Origin of the sequence: Caldisphaera sp., assembly GCF_046536515.1 — an archaeon.
Classification (GTDB): domain Archaea; phylum Thermoproteota; class Thermoprotei_A; order Sulfolobales; family Acidilobaceae; genus Caldisphaera.
Window position 1 is genome coordinate 1 of sequence record NZ_JAWDMQ010000001.1, and the last position, 18450, is coordinate 18450.

The following is an 18450-nucleotide window of genomic DNA, read 5'->3' on the forward strand; positions in this document are numbered from 1 at the left end:
TTTCTTGCTAAATTAAACCATGGATTATAATGAATAGAAATCAATATTGTTATCCATGAGGACAATATAGCTAGATAAGCAAAGTATTTAAAATATTTCATAATATTTATTGTATTCATGTATATCATAATTTATATTAGGAAACAAACTTAAAAATAGTTTTATGAAATTTTCTTATAACTAAGGTTTAAGAATTTTATTTGATTTAAATAAATGTGGTTGCTATGCCTATTTGTCCAGTTTGCAGATTGGAATTAGACTCTTGGAGGGATATTTCTGAGCATATAGAGAAAATGGCTAATGAAAAAAGCGATCCTCAACATGTTATGTGGCTAAGCAGACATATTTCTAATAAAGAAATAAAAAAAGAAGACTTAGAGACATGGCTATTCAATTATTTTGAAAAGCCAAACGAGCTATCTCTCTGGATTAGAAAAAGGTTTATTGAAAAATTTTATTCACATAAGCCGCATCCATTTATGTTAGCTATGCAAAAACCGACTAGAGGAGTATTACTAGGTTACGTTTTGGAGCACAGACACTTTTTGCAAAATTGGGTCAAAGTTTTATCACTAATTGTTTTTAATACTGATAAAGACGATGTAATAAAATACGAGCTTGAAAACATTTCAACTGAATATTTAGGCATAAATGGTAAACCGTCTCACTATGAGCTTTTAATAAGAATGGGAGAAAGTTTAGGATTGTCAAGAGAAATTATATTTTCCACGGATCCTTTACCATCAACTAAAGAATCTATAGAAACATGGAGGTATATAGCTTTAAATAGACCATGGATAGAAACTATGGCCGCAATGCACAGCTTAGAAATAGCAGCCGACAGATCAAATAAAAACTATGGTGCGAAGATACATTATTTTGATATTGAAATACTAAATTCTGATAAATATAATAAAGAAGTAAAGGACTTCTTAAAGGAAGGATATGAAGCAGACATAGGTCATACAGGAGAAGCGTTAAATCTAATAGAAAAGTATGCAGATACAAGAAAAACTATAGAAAACATCAAAGTAACGGTTTTAAAATCTTTAGATGCCCTAGACAAATATCTTTTTGCAAGGTTAGAAAGAGCAATGCAATTCGAGCCTGAACTAATTGAGGTGATAAAGCAATGATAGTAATTGTTAATGGTTCTATTGTTGGTACAAAAGAGACAGGATGTGCACTTTGTGGAGGAACTTGGGGAAATCATTATGAAACAATAGAGGGCCATAATTTATTTTTCTGTTGCCATATTTGTGCTAAGGCATTTAAAAATATTATTAATGAAGCTAAGAGAAGAGGAAAACTTGAGAATATAGAATATATAGATATAAAAGGGAATTTTTATAAGGGAAGAATTATTGAAGCTAGGGATAGTAAAAAATCATATAAATTTTATGTTAAATTTTCTGATGAAGGAGAAATAATTGAGCTAAAAGAATTGAGTAATAGCTAATACCTATTTTAATTATTATTAAAAATTATAGTCTTTTAAGTTAATAAATCTTATAAAATTTGTTATTAATTTATAATTATTATAAAAGTATTTATATTAGGAATCTTAATTATTTAGAAGGTGATAAAATTGTTGACATTCCCTTATGTGTTAAAACGTGCCTCTTCTCTGTTTCCAAAACAAGAAGTTATTGATACCATTGAGAAGAAAAATTACAAAGAGATTTATAATGATTCTTTAAGGCTGATAACATATTTGAAGAATAATGGAGTTAAAAAAGGTGATGTGGTATCAATTATAGGATTAAATAGCGTTAAGTTTCTTACATTAATATATGCTATCACTTCTATGGGAGCAATTGCATATCCAATAAATATGAGGTTGCCTCCTGATCAATTACTATATACATTAAATAAAGCTAATTCAAAATATTTCATATATGAAAAAATATTTAAAGATTATGCAGATCTTGTTAAAGCAAAAAGAAATGAGCAAGTAATTTCCTTTGATGAGTTAAAGTTTAATATGGAGGCAGCAAAGCCAGAGTCTGAAAAACATGATGAAGCAGTTATACTTTTTACAAGCGGAACAACAGGCCTTCCAAAAGCAGTTATGTATAGTCATGAAAAAATGATAAACGGTGCATTATCTATTTTAAATCAATTATCATACTATAATGCTCCAGCGAAATTAACACAGAACGATATTATGTTCCCTCAAATACCTATATATCACATATTATCATGGGGATCGCTTATAATAGCACCTCTTATTGGAGCAAAGCTAATTTATGGAGGAAAATTTGATCCTAAAATGGCTGTAGATACAATTGAAAAGGAAAGAGTAACTTGGATAAGTGTTGTTCCAACCATGATGCAAATGCTTTTCGAATCAGGTCTAAATAAGAAAGGATTAAAGATATTGATAGGAGGAAGCCCCATACCAGATGGTTTAGTAAAAAAGATGAAAGATTATGATATGCGATTTTCCGCGATTTATGGTGGTACTGATATGCTGGCCGCTTCAATAACAATAGAAACAGAATATACATCTAATGGACTATTAGAATATCACAAAGTTACTCATCCCGTTCCTATGGCAGAATTTAAAATAGAATCTAGAATTGAAAAAGAACCTGGTGAAATTTTATTTAGAGCTCCATGGATGCCAAACGGATATTATAATGATAAAGAAAAAACAGCTGAATCATTCACACAAGATGGCTGGTTTAGAACTGGTGATATTGGATACATAGCTGATGATGGTGGGCTAGTAATTTTAGACAGGATGAAAGATGTAATAAAAAGCGGAGGTGAATGGATACCTTCAAGTGTTTTAGAGACTGTAATATCGGAATTACCCTTTGTATCTTTAGTTGCCGTTATCTCTAAGAAAGATGAAAAATGGGGAGAAAGACCGATAGCTATAGTAAAGCTTTCTAAGGAAACTCAAGATGCTAAAGAAAAGATACTTAGCCATTTAAACAAATATGTTAACGATGGAAAAATAAGTAAGTTTTGGGTACCCGATGATATAATATTTGTTAATGAAATTCCTCTAACTGGAACTGGCAAAATAGACAAAAAGGCTTTAAAAGATGTTATATATAAAAATAATGAAAAGAAGTCATTATAAAACATAAATAAATTCGAAATTAAATAATAAAAAGGTGCTAAATATGCCGTTAAATGGGTTAGAAGGTATATCTTATGCTTATGGACTTAATCATTATACTTTGGATAAACCTTTAAAAGATCTTTTAAAATTATATACGCAGTCAAAAAATGATTTTACAGGATTAGGAAAATTTGTTGGAAAGGAGGTTTACGAATCTACTTATAGAGTTGATTTAGAAAGCTTACCGAGATTAATTTATTGGGGAGCTAAAGGAGAAAGAGTAGATTATACGTGGCTGGATCCATATGAAAGGTATGTAGTAAACGAACTTATAATGAATTACGGAGTTAATAGATATCCATTTGATAATGGAACTTGGCACGATCATTATGCTGGAATATATTTAATTGGAGATCCTGGTCTGTCTTGCATACTAACCATAACTATACAGACTGCATATGCTTTAAACAAATATGCAGAGGGCAATTTAAGAGATGAATACAAAAATCTTGTTGGCTTGAGCAACAAATTAAAATTAGGTGCAACATGGTTTACTGAAACTCAAGGAGGAAGTGATTTAGGTGCTAATACTACAATAGCAAAAAGAACAGAAAAAAAGTATTTGCTTAATGGATATAAATACTTTTCAAGCGGTGCAGGTATTGCAGACATATCATTAGTTTCTGCCAGACCAGAAAAAAGTAAAGAAGGGGCTAAGGGCCTAGCATTATACTTGTTGCCAAGATACAATTCTAAAGGGGAATTGAACTATTATATTAGAAGATTGAAATATAAAAGTGGAACTAATTCTGTTCCAACCGGTGAAGTTGAATTAATAAATTCTGAAGCAGACTTGATAGGGAAAGAAGAGGAAGGAATATACTATATTATGGAGGATTTAACAGTTTCCAGATTAGCTAACGCTATAGGAGCAATGGGAGTTGCTAGAAAGGCTTATTTAGAGGCATTAGGTTTTTCGAGAGAGAGAAGCGCGTTTGGCAAAAAAATTATTGAACATCCATTAATGATTAGGGATTTACTTGATATGGAAATAAGTATTGAAGGGGGATTAGCGTTAACTTATAAGGCTATTAATGAATTTCAAAATTCCATCAACTCTAGGCCCCCATATACTAAAGAATATCACTATGCTAGATTTTTAACACATATTGCAAAAAATGTTACTGCTGAATTGTCATCAAAGATAACACAGCTAGCTATGGAGGCTTTCGGAGGTATAGGTTTCTTAAATGAATTTCCTATAGAGAGGTGGCATAGAGAGGCTTTAATAACTCCTATTTGGGAGGGAACAAGCAATATACAAGCATTGGATATGCTTGAAAGTATGGTAAAAAAGAAGGCCCATGAAGTTTATTTAGAAGACTTAAAGAGCTTGGTAAACGATTCTTATGATAAAGAATTTACAACAAAGTTGTTAAACAAAGCGGTTGATATTTTGAGATCCTTCTCTTCTTTATCTCCAAAAGAGGCTGAGTATAATTCTAAAGATTTCTTAAGGCAACAAGGTCATATATTATCATCAATATTGCTGAATAATTTAGCTAAACAAACGGAAGATAATATTTATGATTTAATATCAAAACAGTATTATAGGGTCTATGTTGAAAAGAAAGAATTAGATATGATAGACAAGTATGATGAAATTATATCTATACATGGCAGCATTTAACTTAATGTTAAAATTCTATTAGATTTATCAATGAAATCCTTCAATTTCTTTAGAATAATTATAGGACCCTATTAAAAGGTTTTAATTTTGTACTAAATTATTATTATAATATTTATAAAATTTATTTAAAAATTAAATTAAGGATATTATTAAGTGAGGATCTCTCATTTGTGTCTTAGCAAATATTTTAGCAACATTAAAGATTTCTTTTTCATTATATTCTCTTCACTTTACTATGTCTTCTTTAATAACTATGCTTAAAGAAGCTGTAACTCTATGATATATAAGCCCATTATATAGGAAGAAATACATAATCGCCCCAAGGTTATCATTTTTATTAATGGCAATAGAGCCGTCGTGTTAGCAAAATCTTATTTGTATTTTTCCTTGCTAAACTTAGGTATTTCTTATGATCCAACAGCAATAAATTCTTCTCCAATCTTGTTTCCAATAAATAAAAATGCAACCTCCAAAATTACTGATTCTGCCTACGCAACCTATTATTATATTTGGATTTTCGCCAATTAGATCTAATTGATTCATTGTTTCTTGTTTAATAATACTTTGATTTAATATAACAACATCCAATACGCTTCCTACAAGGATTTAAAATCATTTTTTGAAGCAAATTCTATCGCCTCTATCATAGCAATACCTAAGGATTCAGAATGATCAACATTTTCCTTAAAAACTCTTTTACCAACATTTGTTATATCTGATGGACTAGAGTATGCATGTGCCCATAAAGTTTCATAATTGTCTTCCTCATAGATTTTTGATTAAAGCTTTTTTATCATAAATGTGCTTGAGTCTATGTTGAATAATGAAAATGGCAACAGCCATTCCTCATTGACATATATAAATTTTTCACCATGTTTAATTTAATAAATAATGTTAAATTAAATCGAGATAAAAGTTTAAATAGTGGGATATATTATATTAGTTTTGAGGTGGAGTTGATGGAATACAAGTGGGGCGAGGGTATGATGCCCAGCCAATATTAAATAATGAGGATAAATCTTGTTCTACTCCTAGTTTGGAAAATATCTATAACTTGTTAATGAACAAGAAAATAAATGTTAGCAAAAATTTAAACGAGTTCCTTAAAAAAATAAATAATTATCATGCAGATTCTTCAAGATCTGTTCTCAACATATTGCTAGCTCTTTACAATTACTGGGTTCCTAAGGGAATTAATCAAGGCATAAAAAGGTCTATAATACTCAGCAAAGGTCACGCTTCTCCAGCTCTTTATGTTTTGCTTTCAGAAAACAATGAGGTAGAAGAGGAAGAGCTGGAAAGCTTTGCTATGCCGAACTCACGTTTACAATCACATCCAGAAGGAGGTAAAATTCCAGGTATACTATTTTCTACAGGCTCATTAGGACAAGGCCTATCAGTTGCCAATGGAATAGCCTATGCTGCTAGGCTAAATAACGAAAGGAGAGAAATAGCAGTGATTTTAGGCGATGGAGAGCTTGATGAGGGGCAAATATGGGAATCTATTTCTACTTCATTTTCATTAAAAATAGACAACGTTTTGGCAATAATAGATAGGAACGGTTTTCAGCTATCTGGACCAACAGAAGAAATAAAAATAAAGGAGTCAATAAAGAAAAAATTTGAGGCATTTGGCTGGTACGCATTAGAAGTCAGAAATGATATAAAGGAATTAATAATCGCATTAGATATGCTATCTGAAATAAATGGAATTCCTAAGGCATTGATAGTTAAAGGTGACATATAGAGTTGAACTTGAATTTTAGCTATAGAGATTCATTTGGCAAAGCTTTAGTTAAAATAGGTGAAAAGAAAAAAGAAATAATAGTCGTTGATTCAGATGTTTCTAAATCAACATACACAAAATATTTTGCTGAAAAATTTCCCGATAGATTTGTATCTGTAGGGATTAGTGAACAAGATCTTATAGGTTTTTCTTCAGGACTTGCTTTAGGTGGAAAAATACCTATTGCTGTGGCTTTTTCAATGTTTTTAATGAGGGCATGGGAGCAGATAAGGAATACAATTGCAAGAGATAATCTAAACGTAAAAATAGTTGGAACTCATTCTGGCCTATCTGATTTTTTAGACGGATCGTCACATCAAGCAATAGAAGACATATCTTTAATTAGAATTCTGCCTAACTTCATTGTTTTATCTCCTTCAGATATTGTTGCAACTGAAAAACTTGTTTATGAAATGGTAAACCATTACGGACCAGTATACATGAGAATTGGCAGAGATAATTCGCCTAAAATTTATGATGAAAATGAGGAATTCAAAATAGGAAAATCTAAAATACTAATGGAAGGAGAAGATATTTTAATAATTTCATACGGACCAATGGTAGCTATTTCTCAAGAAGTTGCTAATTCGTTAAATAAAAAAGGATTTAGTATATCATTAATGGATCTTTATTCAATAAAACCTTTTGATGAGCAAGCTGTTACAAAATATGCAAAGAATGCGAATCATGTTGTTACTATAGAAGAGCATAATGTCGATGGAGGAGTTGGTGATATGATATCTTCTTTTTTATCATCTAGAATACCAAAAAAGGTGACAAAAATAGGCATAAAAGATTCATTTGGAACTTCTGGTAGAAGCTATTTGGAATTAATTGAATTTTTTAAACTAACTCCTAAATTTATAGAAGATAAATTGAAGGTGATTAGTGATGAATTATAAGCTAGTTAGTAAGGAATATAAGGAAAAAACTTTGGTTAAGGTAGACGATGTAATTATAGGTGATAAACCCATAATAATAGCAGGTCCGTGTGCTGTGGAAAATAGGGAACAAATCATAAAAACCGCTATTTTTGTGAAAGAAAATGGGGCAAAGATTTTAAGGGGAGGAGCATTTAAGCCAAGAACATCTCCATATAGTTTTCAAGGTTTAGGTGAACAAGGTCTAAAATTTTTAAGGGAAGCTTCTGACGAAGCAAAAATACCTTTCGTAACAGAAATAATGGATGTTGAGCATATAAAGCTTGTTTCAGAATACGCTGATGCCCTTCAAGTAGGAGCAAGAAATATGCAAAACTTTTCATTATTAAAAGAACTAGGAAAGATTGATAAACCTGTATTCTTAAAGAGAGGTTTTGGAAATACTGTAGAGGAGCTTCTACAATCAGCAGAATATATACTAAGCGGGGGGAACGATCAAGTAGTATTAATTGAAAGAGGTATTAGGACTTTTGAGTCTTCGACAAGATTTACTTTAGACATAGCAGCAGTACCTGTATTGAAGAGCTTAACTCATTTACCAGTTATAGTAGATCCAAGCCATGCTGCAGGCAAAAGATTTTTAGTTCCTCCTTTAGCTAAAGCTGGTATAGCAGTGGGTTCTGATGGCCTAATGATTGAAGTTCATCCAGAGCCAGATAAAGCATTATCAGATGGTCCTCAACAATTGACTTTTGAAATGTTTAAGCAACTAATGGAAGATATAAGGAAAATAGCGGTGATTTAATGATATTTGATGTAGGTGGAGAAAAAATAAATGTTATGATAGGGGAAAACATATTAAATTCATTTGATAAAGGGAAAAAATATTTTATAATATACCAGAATTCTTTATCAAATGAATTAGATAAAGTTTCGTCGAATTTAATGGATTATGATATTTATGAAGCCCCTGATGGCGAGAAGGCAAAAGATGTAGATGTAGCTTTGGATATAATAAAGAAAATGGTAGAAAAAGGATACACAAGAAGAGATGCCATAATATCATTAGGAGGAGGAACAATATCTGATTTATCAGGTTTTGTAGCATCAATTTATATGCGAGGGATAGATCTTATTAATATACCAACAACACTATTATCTATGGTAGATGCATCCATAGGAGGAAAAAACGGAGTTAATTTTAGAGGAATTAAGAATGTTATAGGCACTTTTTATCAGCCCCATATGATAATAAATGATATACTATTTTTGAAAACTCTGTCAAAAGAAGAAATATTAAATGGTATGGGGGAAGTAATAAAATATTCTATTATTATGGATAAGGATCTTTATAACTATATTGTTAACAACAAAGAAGAAATATTAAATTTAAACAAAGATAACTTAATTTTTGTTATAGAATCTTCAATAAAGGATAAAATGAAGATAGTAGTGAATGATGTAAAAGAAACAAATGGGTTAAGAGCTGTTCTCAACTTTGGCCATACAATAGGCCATGCAATTGAATCTGGGAGCGAATTTAAAATTAAGCATGGCTTTGCGATATCTTATGGCATGGCTTGCGAGACTCAAATTGGAATTAATGAAGGGATTATTAATGAAGATATTTATTATGCAATAAAGAATGTATTAAGTTTATACAAAATAGAAGTAAAATTAAATGATATAGACATAAATAAAGCCTTAGAATCTATAGAAAAAGATAAGAAAAGATTGAATAATAAGAAAATTATGATTCCTTTACCAATAAGCCTTGGCGAATTTAAAATTTTCACAATGGATTTAGATGTTATTAAAAAGGGATTCCTAAAATGCCTAAATTAAACCTTGGCTTATTAGGTGAAAATATTAGTAAAAGCCCATCGCCAATGCTACATAACCTTATTTATAATTATTTTAACATAGATGCAGAATATAAATTATATGAATTGAAAACAAAAGATTTTCATGAAAAAGTTAATTACTTATTAGAAAACAACTATGGATTAAATGTTACGATGCCTTATAAGGAATTAATTATAAAATACATAAAGGAATTATCGTATGATGCTAAAAAAATAGGAGCAATAAATACTATAAAAGATGGAGTTGGCTATAATACTGATTATCTTGCTTTTAAGAATATATTGTCTCAATATGATGTAAGATCATGTTTAATTATTGGTGCCGGTGGTTCCGCTAGGGCAGCATCTTTTGCTTTATCCGAATTAAATCCAAATCTTATTTTGATATATAACAGAAGTATAGAAAGGGCTCAAAAATTAATAGATGACCTTAAAAAAATTAATAGCAATGTTAAATTTATTAAAAATCTCAATGGAGTTGATGTAGATGTTTTAATTAATACTGTTCCAGTTGAAATAGAATTTAATGTAAAACCAAAAACCCTATACATTGATTTGGTTTACACAAGGAAAGCCAAAAAAATTTCCAAAAATATAACTGATGGAATTGATTTTTTAATAGAACAAGGTTTGCTATCTGATGCAATTTGGTTTAATATTAAAGTAGATGAAGAGGTAATAAAATATGTCAGGGAATTCATTAGGAAATCTTTTTAAAATAACGACATTTGGAGAAAGTCATGGAAAAGCAATAGGTGTAGTTGTAGATGGGGTACCTTCTGGGCTAAAATTAAGCGATGAAGACATATTTTTTGAATTAAAATATAGAAGGCCTGGAAATAAATATGTTTCAACAAGAAAAGAAGAAGATAAGCCTCAAATTATAAGCGGCATATTTAATGGTAAGACAACAGGTATGCCTTTAGCAATATTAATAGAAAATAAAGATCCTATGCCATTGCATTATGAGGAAATAAAGCATAAACCAAGGCCTGGGCATGCTGACATAGCATATATTGAAAAATATGGGTATGAAAACTGGGACTATAGAGGAGGAGGTAGAAGCTCTGCTAGAGAAACTGTAGCAAGAGTAGCAGCAGGTGCTATTGCAAAGAAGCTCCTTTTGCTTAATAATACAATAGTTGCAGGTTATATTAAAGCATCTGGAGATTTATTTATTGAAGAAACACCAAATTTTGATGAAATTCTTTGTTCAAGAGAGAGTGAAGTTAGAACCATAAAAAGCAAAGAAGAAAAATTAAAAGAGATTATTGAGAAAATAAGAAAGGAAGGAGATAGTATAGGAGCAATGGTTGAAATAATTGTAAAAAATCCACCAAAATCGCTTGGAGAACCAGTTTTTAATAAACTTAAATCAGATCTTGCGAAATCATTATTATCAATACCAGGGGTTGTTGGATTTGAATATGGAATCGGATTTAAATCTTATAAACTTAAAGGAAGTGAAGTAATGGATGAAATATATTATGATGGGAAATTTAGATTTAGAAAAAATATATCTGGAGGTATTTTAGGAGGAATATCTACAGGTGAAGACATAATATTGAGGATAGCGTTTAAACCAACTAGCTCAATTAATAAAGAGCAAAAAACCATAGACATGAATAACCTTAAACCAACTACTTTATCAATAATTGGAAGGCATGATCCATGTATAGCTATTAGGGGGGTTTCTGTAGCAGAATCAATGGTAGCCTTAACCTTAGTTGATCATTCGATGTTATCTGGTATCATACCTAAGGTTAAGCTAACAGATCAACAAAGCGATATTATAGAAAAGAGGTGGTCAGAATTCAAGGAAAAATGTATGTAGCTTATGCAGGAGTTTCTATAGTTAATGCAATTCCGTGCGGAAGAGGAGCTGTTATACCAATCAACTTGAAAGCTTACGCTAGAGAAGGAAGTAAAAATAGAGATTCTCCTTTAATAAATGCAATAGAGGATTATTTGTTTAAAAAATTCAATTTAAAATCAAGTTTTGAAGTTTTCTCTGAAATACCTGAAGGTGTGGGTTTGAAGAGTAGCAGTGCAGTTTCAGTTGCTATATTATCATCTATAAAAGAAAGAACTAGATTATATCCACCACTTCTTTCGGCTATAATAACAAAGGAATACGGTCTTTCTATTACTGGGGCATTTGATGATGCAGTTTCAAGCTATGAAGGAAAAATTAGTTTTACGGATAACTTAAATTTAAAAATTTTAAAACTGATCGAAAATCCTTATGATCTAAATGTAATAATTTTTATAAATGGAAAAAGAAATGAGCTAAATATAAATCTAATGAAAGAAAATTGTAAATTCTTTAACGAAGCGTTTATGAAAGGTATTAATGGGAATATATTTGAGGCTATTAAAATAAATGGATATCTTATGGCTAAGATAAACAATTATGATATGCAAATTTTAGATTACATGATCAAAAAGGGAGCAATTACTTCAGGTATTTCAGGTAATGGACCAGCATATTTTGCTTTGGTTAAAAAAGGAGAAGAAGGGCCTTTGCTTGATTATTTGGGGGATAAAGCTATAGTTACTCAGGTGGTAAAATGAAGGTAATAATATTTCCTTCCATAATTAAAGGAGAAATAGATGCTCCAAAATCAAAAAGCATAGCTATAAGAATATTATTTGGATCTTTAATAAATAATATTTTGTTAAGAGAAAAAATTCCAGAGTCTGATGATATTAAATACGCATATGAATCTATTTTAAAAATGGGTGTTTTACATGATAATAATAAATTGGAAAAACCTGATATGATTAATCTAAATAAATCTTTTTATGCTGGGGGTTCTGGAACAGTCGCTAGAATCATAGCTGGACTAGCAATTATTTCAGGGGGAGAAGTCATAATAGATGGAGATAAAAATTTGAGGAATAGACCTTTTGACGGATTGTTGAAACTGTCTAAATTAACTGGATCAGAAGTCTCTGGCAATAAATTACCAGTTAAAATAGAGAGTAAAGGGAAAATTAATTATATTGAATTACCAGAGCTTGAAAGCTCCCAATACATAACGGGTATTATTTATGGTATGGCTATGAATAACGGAGGAATAATAAAATTTAAGGAAAAAATTCCTTCATTATATTATGTAATGCTAACTATTGATTTGTTAAGCAAAATGGGTTGCAATTTAAAGTTTGAAGGAAATGAGATATATGTTGGAAAATGCATCAAAAATACCTATGAAGCACGATTTCCAGGAGATTTTTTATTATCATCTTTTTATGCTATTTCTTCATTGTTAACCGGGGGGTTAACAATTATCAAAGGACTTTACGAACCACCCAAATATTATGGAGACCATGATATAGTTAAAATTTTAAATAATGCTAATGTAAAGTCTGAGCTCAAAGATGATAGCTGGGTCATTTATAATAGTGAAATTTCCGGAGAAATAAATGTTGATGTAGAGAACACACCAGATATGGCTATGTCATTAGCACCTTTAGGAGTTAAATTAAAAATTGAAATTAATGGGACAAAAAGATTAAAGATTAAAGAAAGTGATAGGATATTATCTATTAAAGATACTATGGAAAAATTTGGCAGTTATGTAAAAATTTATGATAACAAAATTATAATAAAACCCAATGAATTAAAGGTAGCTGAGATTGATTGTAATAATGATCATAGGGTAGCTATGATGGCTTCTACTGTTTCATTTATTAAAGGAGGAAGAATAAATAATGCGGAATGCATAAATAAGAGCGATCCAATGCATTGGGAAAGGTATAAAAAATTAGGCGGTGAGATAAAATTTGAATAAACCATTAATAGTATTATCTATACCCTATAATAATGTTAGCCAATATATTGATTTTGGAGCTGACTATATTGAAGTAAGATTAGATTATAAGAAAAACTTATCTATAAACGATATAGATGAATTTTTAAAATATAAAGAAAAAATAATTTTAACTATTAGAGATTTAAATGAAGGAGGAGTTTTTCCAGTAAAGGATGATGTTAAACTAAACATATATAAAAAAATTTATGATTATGGGATTAAATATGATGTAGAGCTGAGGTTTTTAGAAAAATATAAGGTACCATATGATGATGAAATAGTTTCATCTCATTACTTAAATTTTTTACCCAGTATAAATGAGCTCATTGAAAAATATAAAAAGTTTGATAACCTATTTACTGCAAAGGTTGCAATTAAAAATATAAATGGATATAAGTCTATACTGACAAAATTTTTAGAAATAATAAATAACCCTACAGTTATTCCTATAGGGGCACCTTGGTATGAAAGGATTTCATTCTCACTTCTCGGTTCAAAGCTTTTATATGTTTATGATAAAGTGCAAACTGGGGAAGGGCAACCAAACTTCTACATAGCCTCAAAAATATTATACGAAATATTTAACAACTAATTGTTTATGTTTTTAATTTTCATAATATTAAGTAATTAGGGATAAAAATGTTAAAGAGAGAAAGACTTATTTCGTATTTGCTTATATTGCTAATATCATTAACGGCACAAATTCCTTTAACTACATTGAGATTTGTTATACCTATATTTGCCCATAATGCAGGGGCGTCAATATTTATTATAGGCCTTTTGGGAACAGTTTATGGTTCTATATATTTTGTTTTAGCATCAATATTCGGAAAGTATTCAGTAAAATTAGGAATTAAAAAAATGGCATCTTTAGGTATGATAATTTATCTAATAATATCACTTTTATACACACAATTTAAGACACCTTACGAATATCTTTTAGGAAAGGGTCTAGAGGCAATATCAATGGCAATGGTATGGCCGGCTGTTGAAGGATTATCTTCTAAGCTTGGTCATAAAGATAAAGAGAGCGCATTGCTCATGTATACCTTTGGATGGAGTATTGGTGCATCAATAGCGCCTTATATTGCCTCTTATTTACTCGTTTACAATTATTTTTATCCATTGTATTTCTCTTCAATAATAAGCCTTACGTCTTTTATTTTTATTATATTATCAAAGCCTGGAGAGGAAGGAGAAATTATTGAAAATTTTGAGAACTTTTCTATAGTTTTTAATATAATATTTCCTATGTTATTATACGGGTTTGATTCATCAATATTTTACAGCTTTTATAGCGTTTATGGGACTGTATATAAATTTGGAGAATATGGGACGGGTTTAGTTGGAACATTTTATGGTATTTTTCAAACAATAGCATTTGTTATAAGTTGGTTAATTTCCAAAAGGGTTAAATCAGGTAAGTTAATTATTATTGGAAGTATAATGAGCTTATCAGTATTTATTATATATTTATATCACACAATTTTGGTTAGTATTGTTTCATTTTCTATATTAGGGTTTGGTATGGGCCTGGTTTATTATTCGGCATTAATAAATATTTTTAGGACATTTCATAAAGATGTTACATCTAAAACAGGAATATTTGAGTCATCTATAGGGGTAGGGTACGTAATAGGTCCATTGGTTGCCGGAATACCAACAAAACTAGGTTATATCTTACCTTGGGTTGTTTTGGCATCATTCTCTTTCTTATTATTAATAACAGAAATTGTTGGTTATTTTTATAATAAATTAATATAAAAAATTTTTAAATTTTAATTAAAGGAACGTAGATTTCTTCATAAGTTAATCCGCTATGATTTCCTTTTAAGTTTAAGCCAGGATCATTCTCCCTATATGTATATAAATATTTTGTTTCATTATCCTTAGCAATACCAATGTAATCTCCCATATTATTGTTTAATACATACTGATCAACTTTTCCTAATAATTTTTTCTCTATTATTTCATTTTTATCAAAAACCAGTAAATTGTATTTTTCTTCAAGATAACTCTTTATATTGTTTCTTGCTTTAAACCATATAGCCCTTGAATCTCCATAAGGAGGGATTTCTAGCATGTCTATTAACTCCTTATCTTGATTCCAAATTACTGTTTTTTTAATTGTAATTTGACCATGATCTGCAAATATAATGAAAGTGTAATCTTTATATTTATAAGCAATTTTTAAAAGATTTTCTAATACATATTTTGTATCATAGATTATGAATTCCTGATATTCATTATTATAACCATAAGAGTGTCCTAAATGGTCGGGACTATCGTAATAAACAAAAATTCCATCATATTGATCAGATGTGAGAGCTTTAACTAAATTGATTATCATGTCAGTTGAATTGTGATATCCGTTTAAAAAAATTTTATCAGGTTTTTTTAGATCTTTATGAAAAGTATTTGTAAATTCTGTATTTGAGATATTATTATGAACTATTGATAATAATTTTTTATCGGTTTCATATAGCCAAGGCTTTACAGGAAATGCTTGACTATAAGGCATATATTGTTTTATGGTGTCATTAATGGATTCTCCAACATAGTTGTATCTCAAAGTATTTATTATACCTCCTAGTTTCTTGTTAAACATGGTATAGCCTAATATTCCATGCTCTCCAGGAGATTGAGCAGTAAACAGAGTTGCAGTAACTGCTGAGGTAGTTGATGGGAAAATTGTTTTTATTTGTTCTATTTCTCCCCCTACAATATTTATGTTAATTCTTCTGAATAAATCCCATCCTAAACCATCCAAAAATATGAATACTAACTTATTTCCTTGAAATTCCATTGGATTAACTAAGCAATCTCTCTTTACGTTAAAAAACTTTGCTAATCCGCATGCTAATCCGTATATTGTTTTATTTGTCTCATAGTCAGGGTAAATTATTTCCTCCATGATATCCCCTGTATTGAAAATTTATAAGAAATATAAAATATTATATTTAAGTTTAGTTGCTAATAAGATTTATCAATAAAAATTTAAATACTTGTATAATAATGTGGGAAATAAGAGGTGGGGATGATGAAACACCAAACAAAAATGTTAGATATTTAGTATATTTTGTTCTAGGTATTTTAGATGTTTTTGTTAATAAGTTAAAGGATGTTTTGTTAATTAATATAAATTATATATATTACAAAGGTGATCCTTATGAAAATAACTGTTTTTAAAATAGGAGGATCTATATTAAAATCTAAGGACTCTTATTTAAAAATATCAAATTACATTAAGAATTACTTAGAGAATAGGCAGGAAAAAATATTTATAATATTATCAGCAATAAAAGGAGCAACTGATTTACTAATAGATTATTATGATAAAGATAATGCAAATGCCCTTAAAGATTTTATAGAATCATATTATGAAATAGCAAAGTCTTTTGATAGCAAACATCTAATTAATGAAATAAACGAGCAAATCAATGTGCTTATTAAATATAGAAATCAAGCTAATAAAGATCCAGCCTTAAGAGATTATGTTATTTCATATGGTGAAAAACTGAGCAAAATTATAATGAAATATGCATTAAACTATAACGATTTAGATGCAGAAAGCCTTGATGCAGACAAAATTATTATAACTGATAAGAATTATGGAGATGCTACAATAGATTTAATAGAAACAAGAAAGATGATAGAGAAAGTAAATCTTAATAAAAGAGTGTTCTTAATAGAAGGTTTTATAGGAAAATCATATGATAACCATGTAACTACATTGGGGAGAGGCGGATCGGATTATACTTCATCTGCATTAGCATATATATTAAATGCCGAAAAGCTCTACTTGGTTACAGACGTTCCTGGCATTTTCACTAGTGATCCAAAAATTGTTAGAAATCCAAAAATTGTTAAAAGACTAAGCTTTGAAGAGGCTATTGAGGCATCAAAATATAAAGTGAAAGGAATTAACTATAAAACTTTTTATCCATTATTGAAAACAAATGTTAATGTTTATGTAGGTATGCCTAATAACTATAATACATTAATAAATAATAGCACCTATTGTAATGGATTTGCAAAGTTAATAGGATATAAAGATGACAAAATTGGTAAGATAATAGGATTAATTGGCGAAGGAATGAACAAGGAAAATATTATAAACAAAATTAGTGAAATTATTGGAAACTATAATGATGAATTGATTATAGAAAAAAATGGTACAAGACCTTCCATTTCAATTAATATTAAAAATTATAATTTTTATGAATTATTGAACTCAATTCATGATAAGTTTATAGGTGATTAGAAATGAAGCTAAATGCAGTAGTTGTTGGTTCAACAGGTCTAGTTGGACAAAGGTTAGTTAATTATTTATCTAATCATCCATGGTTTAATTTGATTGGCATAACTGCATCAAAAGAAAAATCAGGAAAAAAATACGAAGATGCTGTAAGATGGAGTTTGGAAAAGGAAATACCGAATAAAGTTAAAGATATGATTATTTACGACACGGATTTAGAAATGATAAGTTCTCTTAAGCCCGATATAATTTTTACTTCATTACCATCAAATGTCTCTACGGTATATGATATAGAATTGGTAAAAAGAGGTTTTACTGTTATATCTCATGCAAGCAATAACAGAATGGAACCTGATATACCTTTGCTTAACCCTGAAGTCAATGCTGATCATATATCTGTATTAAAAATTCAGAAGAAGAGATGGAAAGGGACATTACTTAAAGTACCTAACTGTGTTACGTCCATATTAACTTTAGCTCTAAAGCCTATTTATGATGATTTTGGAATACAACAAGTTTTTGTTTCAACTATGCAAGCATTGTCAGGAGCTGGACTTAATGGAGTACCATCAATGGCTATATTAGATAATATAATACCTTTTATAGAGCATGAAGAAGAGAAGATAGAAAATGAAAGCTTAAAAATATTAGGGTACATAACTCCTGAAGGCATAAAATTAAATGACAGACTTTATGTATCTCCATCAGTTCATAGAGTTAATGTTCTGGAAGGTCATTTGGAAAGCGTTTTTATAAAAACAGATAAAGATGTTGATGTAAATGATATAAAGGAAAGCCTTACAGAATTTAGGAACAATAAAATTAAGAATTTAGACTTGCCTTCAAAACCAAAAGATCCTATTATTATTAAAGAAGAAGTTGATAGGCCTCAACCTAGGTTAGACAGAAATGAAGGAAATGGTATGAGCGTAGTTGTAGGTAGAATAAGAAAAGATAAGAAAAATTGGATTAAGTTTAACATATTGGGCCATAATACAATAAGAGGGGCTGCAGGTAATGGTATTTTGATTGCGGAAGTTTTATTAAAGAACAATGAATTGCTAGATTTTCAATAG

The 18450-nt window shown here is 29.7% G+C and carries 19 protein-coding genes; 17 read left to right on the forward strand and 2 right to left on the reverse strand.

Annotated features, from left to right (window positions below; all coding sequences use genetic code 11):
* The first annotated feature begins 224 nt into the window (after positions 1–224).
* The 4 genes from RXO53_RS00005 (at position 225) to RXO53_RS00020 (ending at position 4766) form a co-directional block, all read left to right on the forward strand.
* Positions 225–1136 (forward strand): C2H2 type zinc finger domain-containing protein, encoded by a 912-nt coding sequence (locus RXO53_RS00005; RefSeq protein WP_410712233.1) that lies wholly within the window; start codon positions 225–227, stop codon positions 1134–1136.
* The gene (locus RXO53_RS00010; protein WP_410712234.1) at positions 1133–1459 is read left to right on the forward strand and encodes a TA0938 family protein; all 327 of its coding nucleotides are present in this window, start codon (positions 1133–1135) and stop codon (positions 1457–1459) included. The genes RXO53_RS00005 and RXO53_RS00010 overlap by 4 nt, the downstream gene beginning before the upstream one ends.
* A 129-nt stretch (positions 1460–1588) precedes the next feature.
* Positions 1589–3094, forward strand: a complete 1506-nt coding sequence (locus RXO53_RS00015) for an AMP-binding protein (protein WP_410712235.1) — start codon at positions 1589–1591, stop codon at positions 3092–3094.
* A 43-nt stretch (positions 3095–3137) separates the two neighbouring features.
* On the forward strand, positions 3138–4766 hold the full coding sequence (locus tag RXO53_RS00020; RefSeq protein ID WP_410712236.1) for an acyl-CoA dehydrogenase family protein: 1629 nt from the start codon (positions 3138–3140) through the stop codon (positions 4764–4766).
* 396 nt (positions 4767–5162) lie between these two features.
* On the opposite strand, the gene RXO53_RS00025 is transcribed toward RXO53_RS00020, so the two are convergent.
* Positions 5163–5354, reverse strand: coding sequence for a hypothetical protein (locus tag RXO53_RS00025; RefSeq protein WP_410712237.1), 192 nt, complete (start codon positions 5352–5354; stop codon positions 5163–5165).
* A gap of 382 nt (positions 5355–5736) precedes the next feature.
* Here RXO53_RS00025 and RXO53_RS00030 point away from each other — a divergent pair, with 382 nt between their 5' ends.
* The 10 genes from RXO53_RS00030 to RXO53_RS00075 are packed head-to-tail and all read left to right on the forward strand — an operon-like array spanning position 5737 to position 14880.
* Positions 5737–6513 (forward strand): 1-deoxy-D-xylulose-5-phosphate synthase N-terminal domain-containing protein, encoded by a 777-nt coding sequence (locus tag RXO53_RS00030; protein WP_410712238.1) that lies wholly within the window; start codon positions 5737–5739, stop codon positions 6511–6513.
* 2 nt (positions 6514–6515) lie between these two features.
* Complete coding sequence (locus RXO53_RS00035) at positions 6516–7454, forward strand: transketolase family protein (RefSeq protein ID WP_410712239.1); 939 nt, start codon at positions 6516–6518, stop codon at positions 7452–7454.
* Complete coding sequence (gene aroF, locus RXO53_RS00040) at positions 7444–8238, forward strand: 3-deoxy-7-phosphoheptulonate synthase (protein WP_410712240.1); 795 nt, start codon at positions 7444–7446, stop codon at positions 8236–8238. The genes RXO53_RS00035 and aroF overlap by 11 nt, the downstream gene beginning before the upstream one ends.
* Positions 8238–9278 carry a 3-dehydroquinate synthase gene (gene aroB / locus RXO53_RS00045; protein WP_410712241.1) on the forward strand — a complete coding sequence of 347 codons (1041 nt, stop codon included), beginning with the start codon at positions 8238–8240 and terminating at the stop codon, positions 9276–9278. The genes aroF and aroB overlap by 1 nt, the downstream gene beginning before the upstream one ends.
* Positions 9266–10015: a shikimate dehydrogenase family protein gene (locus RXO53_RS00050; RefSeq protein WP_410712242.1), complete on the forward strand. Its 750-nt coding sequence runs from the start codon at positions 9266–9268 to the stop codon at positions 10013–10015. The genes aroB and RXO53_RS00050 overlap by 13 nt, the downstream gene beginning before the upstream one ends.
* On the forward strand, positions 9984–11132 hold the full coding sequence (aroC, locus tag RXO53_RS00055; protein WP_410712243.1) for a chorismate synthase: 1149 nt from the start codon (positions 9984–9986) through the stop codon (positions 11130–11132). The genes RXO53_RS00050 and aroC overlap by 32 nt, the downstream gene beginning before the upstream one ends.
* Entirely contained in the window at positions 11123–11872 is a 750-nt protein-coding gene (locus RXO53_RS00060) for a shikimate kinase (RefSeq protein ID WP_410712244.1), read from the forward strand. Before aroC ends, RXO53_RS00060 begins: the two co-directional genes overlap by 10 nt.
* Complete coding sequence (locus RXO53_RS00065) at positions 11869–13095, forward strand: 3-phosphoshikimate 1-carboxyvinyltransferase (RefSeq protein WP_410712245.1); 1227 nt, start codon at positions 11869–11871, stop codon at positions 13093–13095. The genes RXO53_RS00060 and RXO53_RS00065 overlap by 4 nt, the downstream gene beginning before the upstream one ends.
* The gene (locus RXO53_RS00070) at positions 13088–13708 is read left to right on the forward strand and encodes a type I 3-dehydroquinate dehydratase (protein ID WP_410712246.1); all 621 of its coding nucleotides are present in this window, start codon (positions 13088–13090) and stop codon (positions 13706–13708) included. Before RXO53_RS00065 ends, RXO53_RS00070 begins: the two co-directional genes overlap by 8 nt.
* A 47-nt stretch (positions 13709–13755) precedes the next feature.
* Complete coding sequence (locus RXO53_RS00075) at positions 13756–14880, forward strand: MFS transporter (protein WP_410712247.1); 1125 nt, start codon at positions 13756–13758, stop codon at positions 14878–14880.
* Between the two features lie 7 nt (positions 14881–14887).
* On the opposite strand, the gene RXO53_RS00080 is transcribed toward RXO53_RS00075, so the two are convergent.
* Entirely contained in the window at positions 14888–16030 is a 1143-nt protein-coding gene (locus RXO53_RS00080) for an alkaline phosphatase family protein (RefSeq protein ID WP_410712248.1), read from the reverse strand.
* Between the two features lie 101 nt (positions 16031–16131).
* Here RXO53_RS00080 and RXO53_RS00085 point away from each other — a divergent pair, with 101 nt between their 5' ends.
* Genes RXO53_RS00085 through asd form a run of 3 tightly spaced genes read left to right on the forward strand, consistent with a single transcriptional unit; the run spans position 16132 to position 18450 of the window.
* Entirely contained in the window at positions 16132–16305 is a 174-nt protein-coding gene (locus RXO53_RS00085; RefSeq protein ID WP_410712249.1) for a hypothetical protein, read from the forward strand.
* Complete coding sequence (locus RXO53_RS00090) at positions 16286–17380, forward strand: hypothetical protein (protein WP_410712250.1); 1095 nt, start codon at positions 16286–16288, stop codon at positions 17378–17380. The genes RXO53_RS00085 and RXO53_RS00090 overlap by 20 nt, the downstream gene beginning before the upstream one ends.
* Before the next feature lie 2 nt (positions 17381–17382).
* A complete protein-coding gene (gene asd / locus RXO53_RS00095; protein WP_410712251.1) occupies positions 17383–18450 on the forward strand; it encodes an aspartate-semialdehyde dehydrogenase in 1068 nt (355 codons plus the stop codon).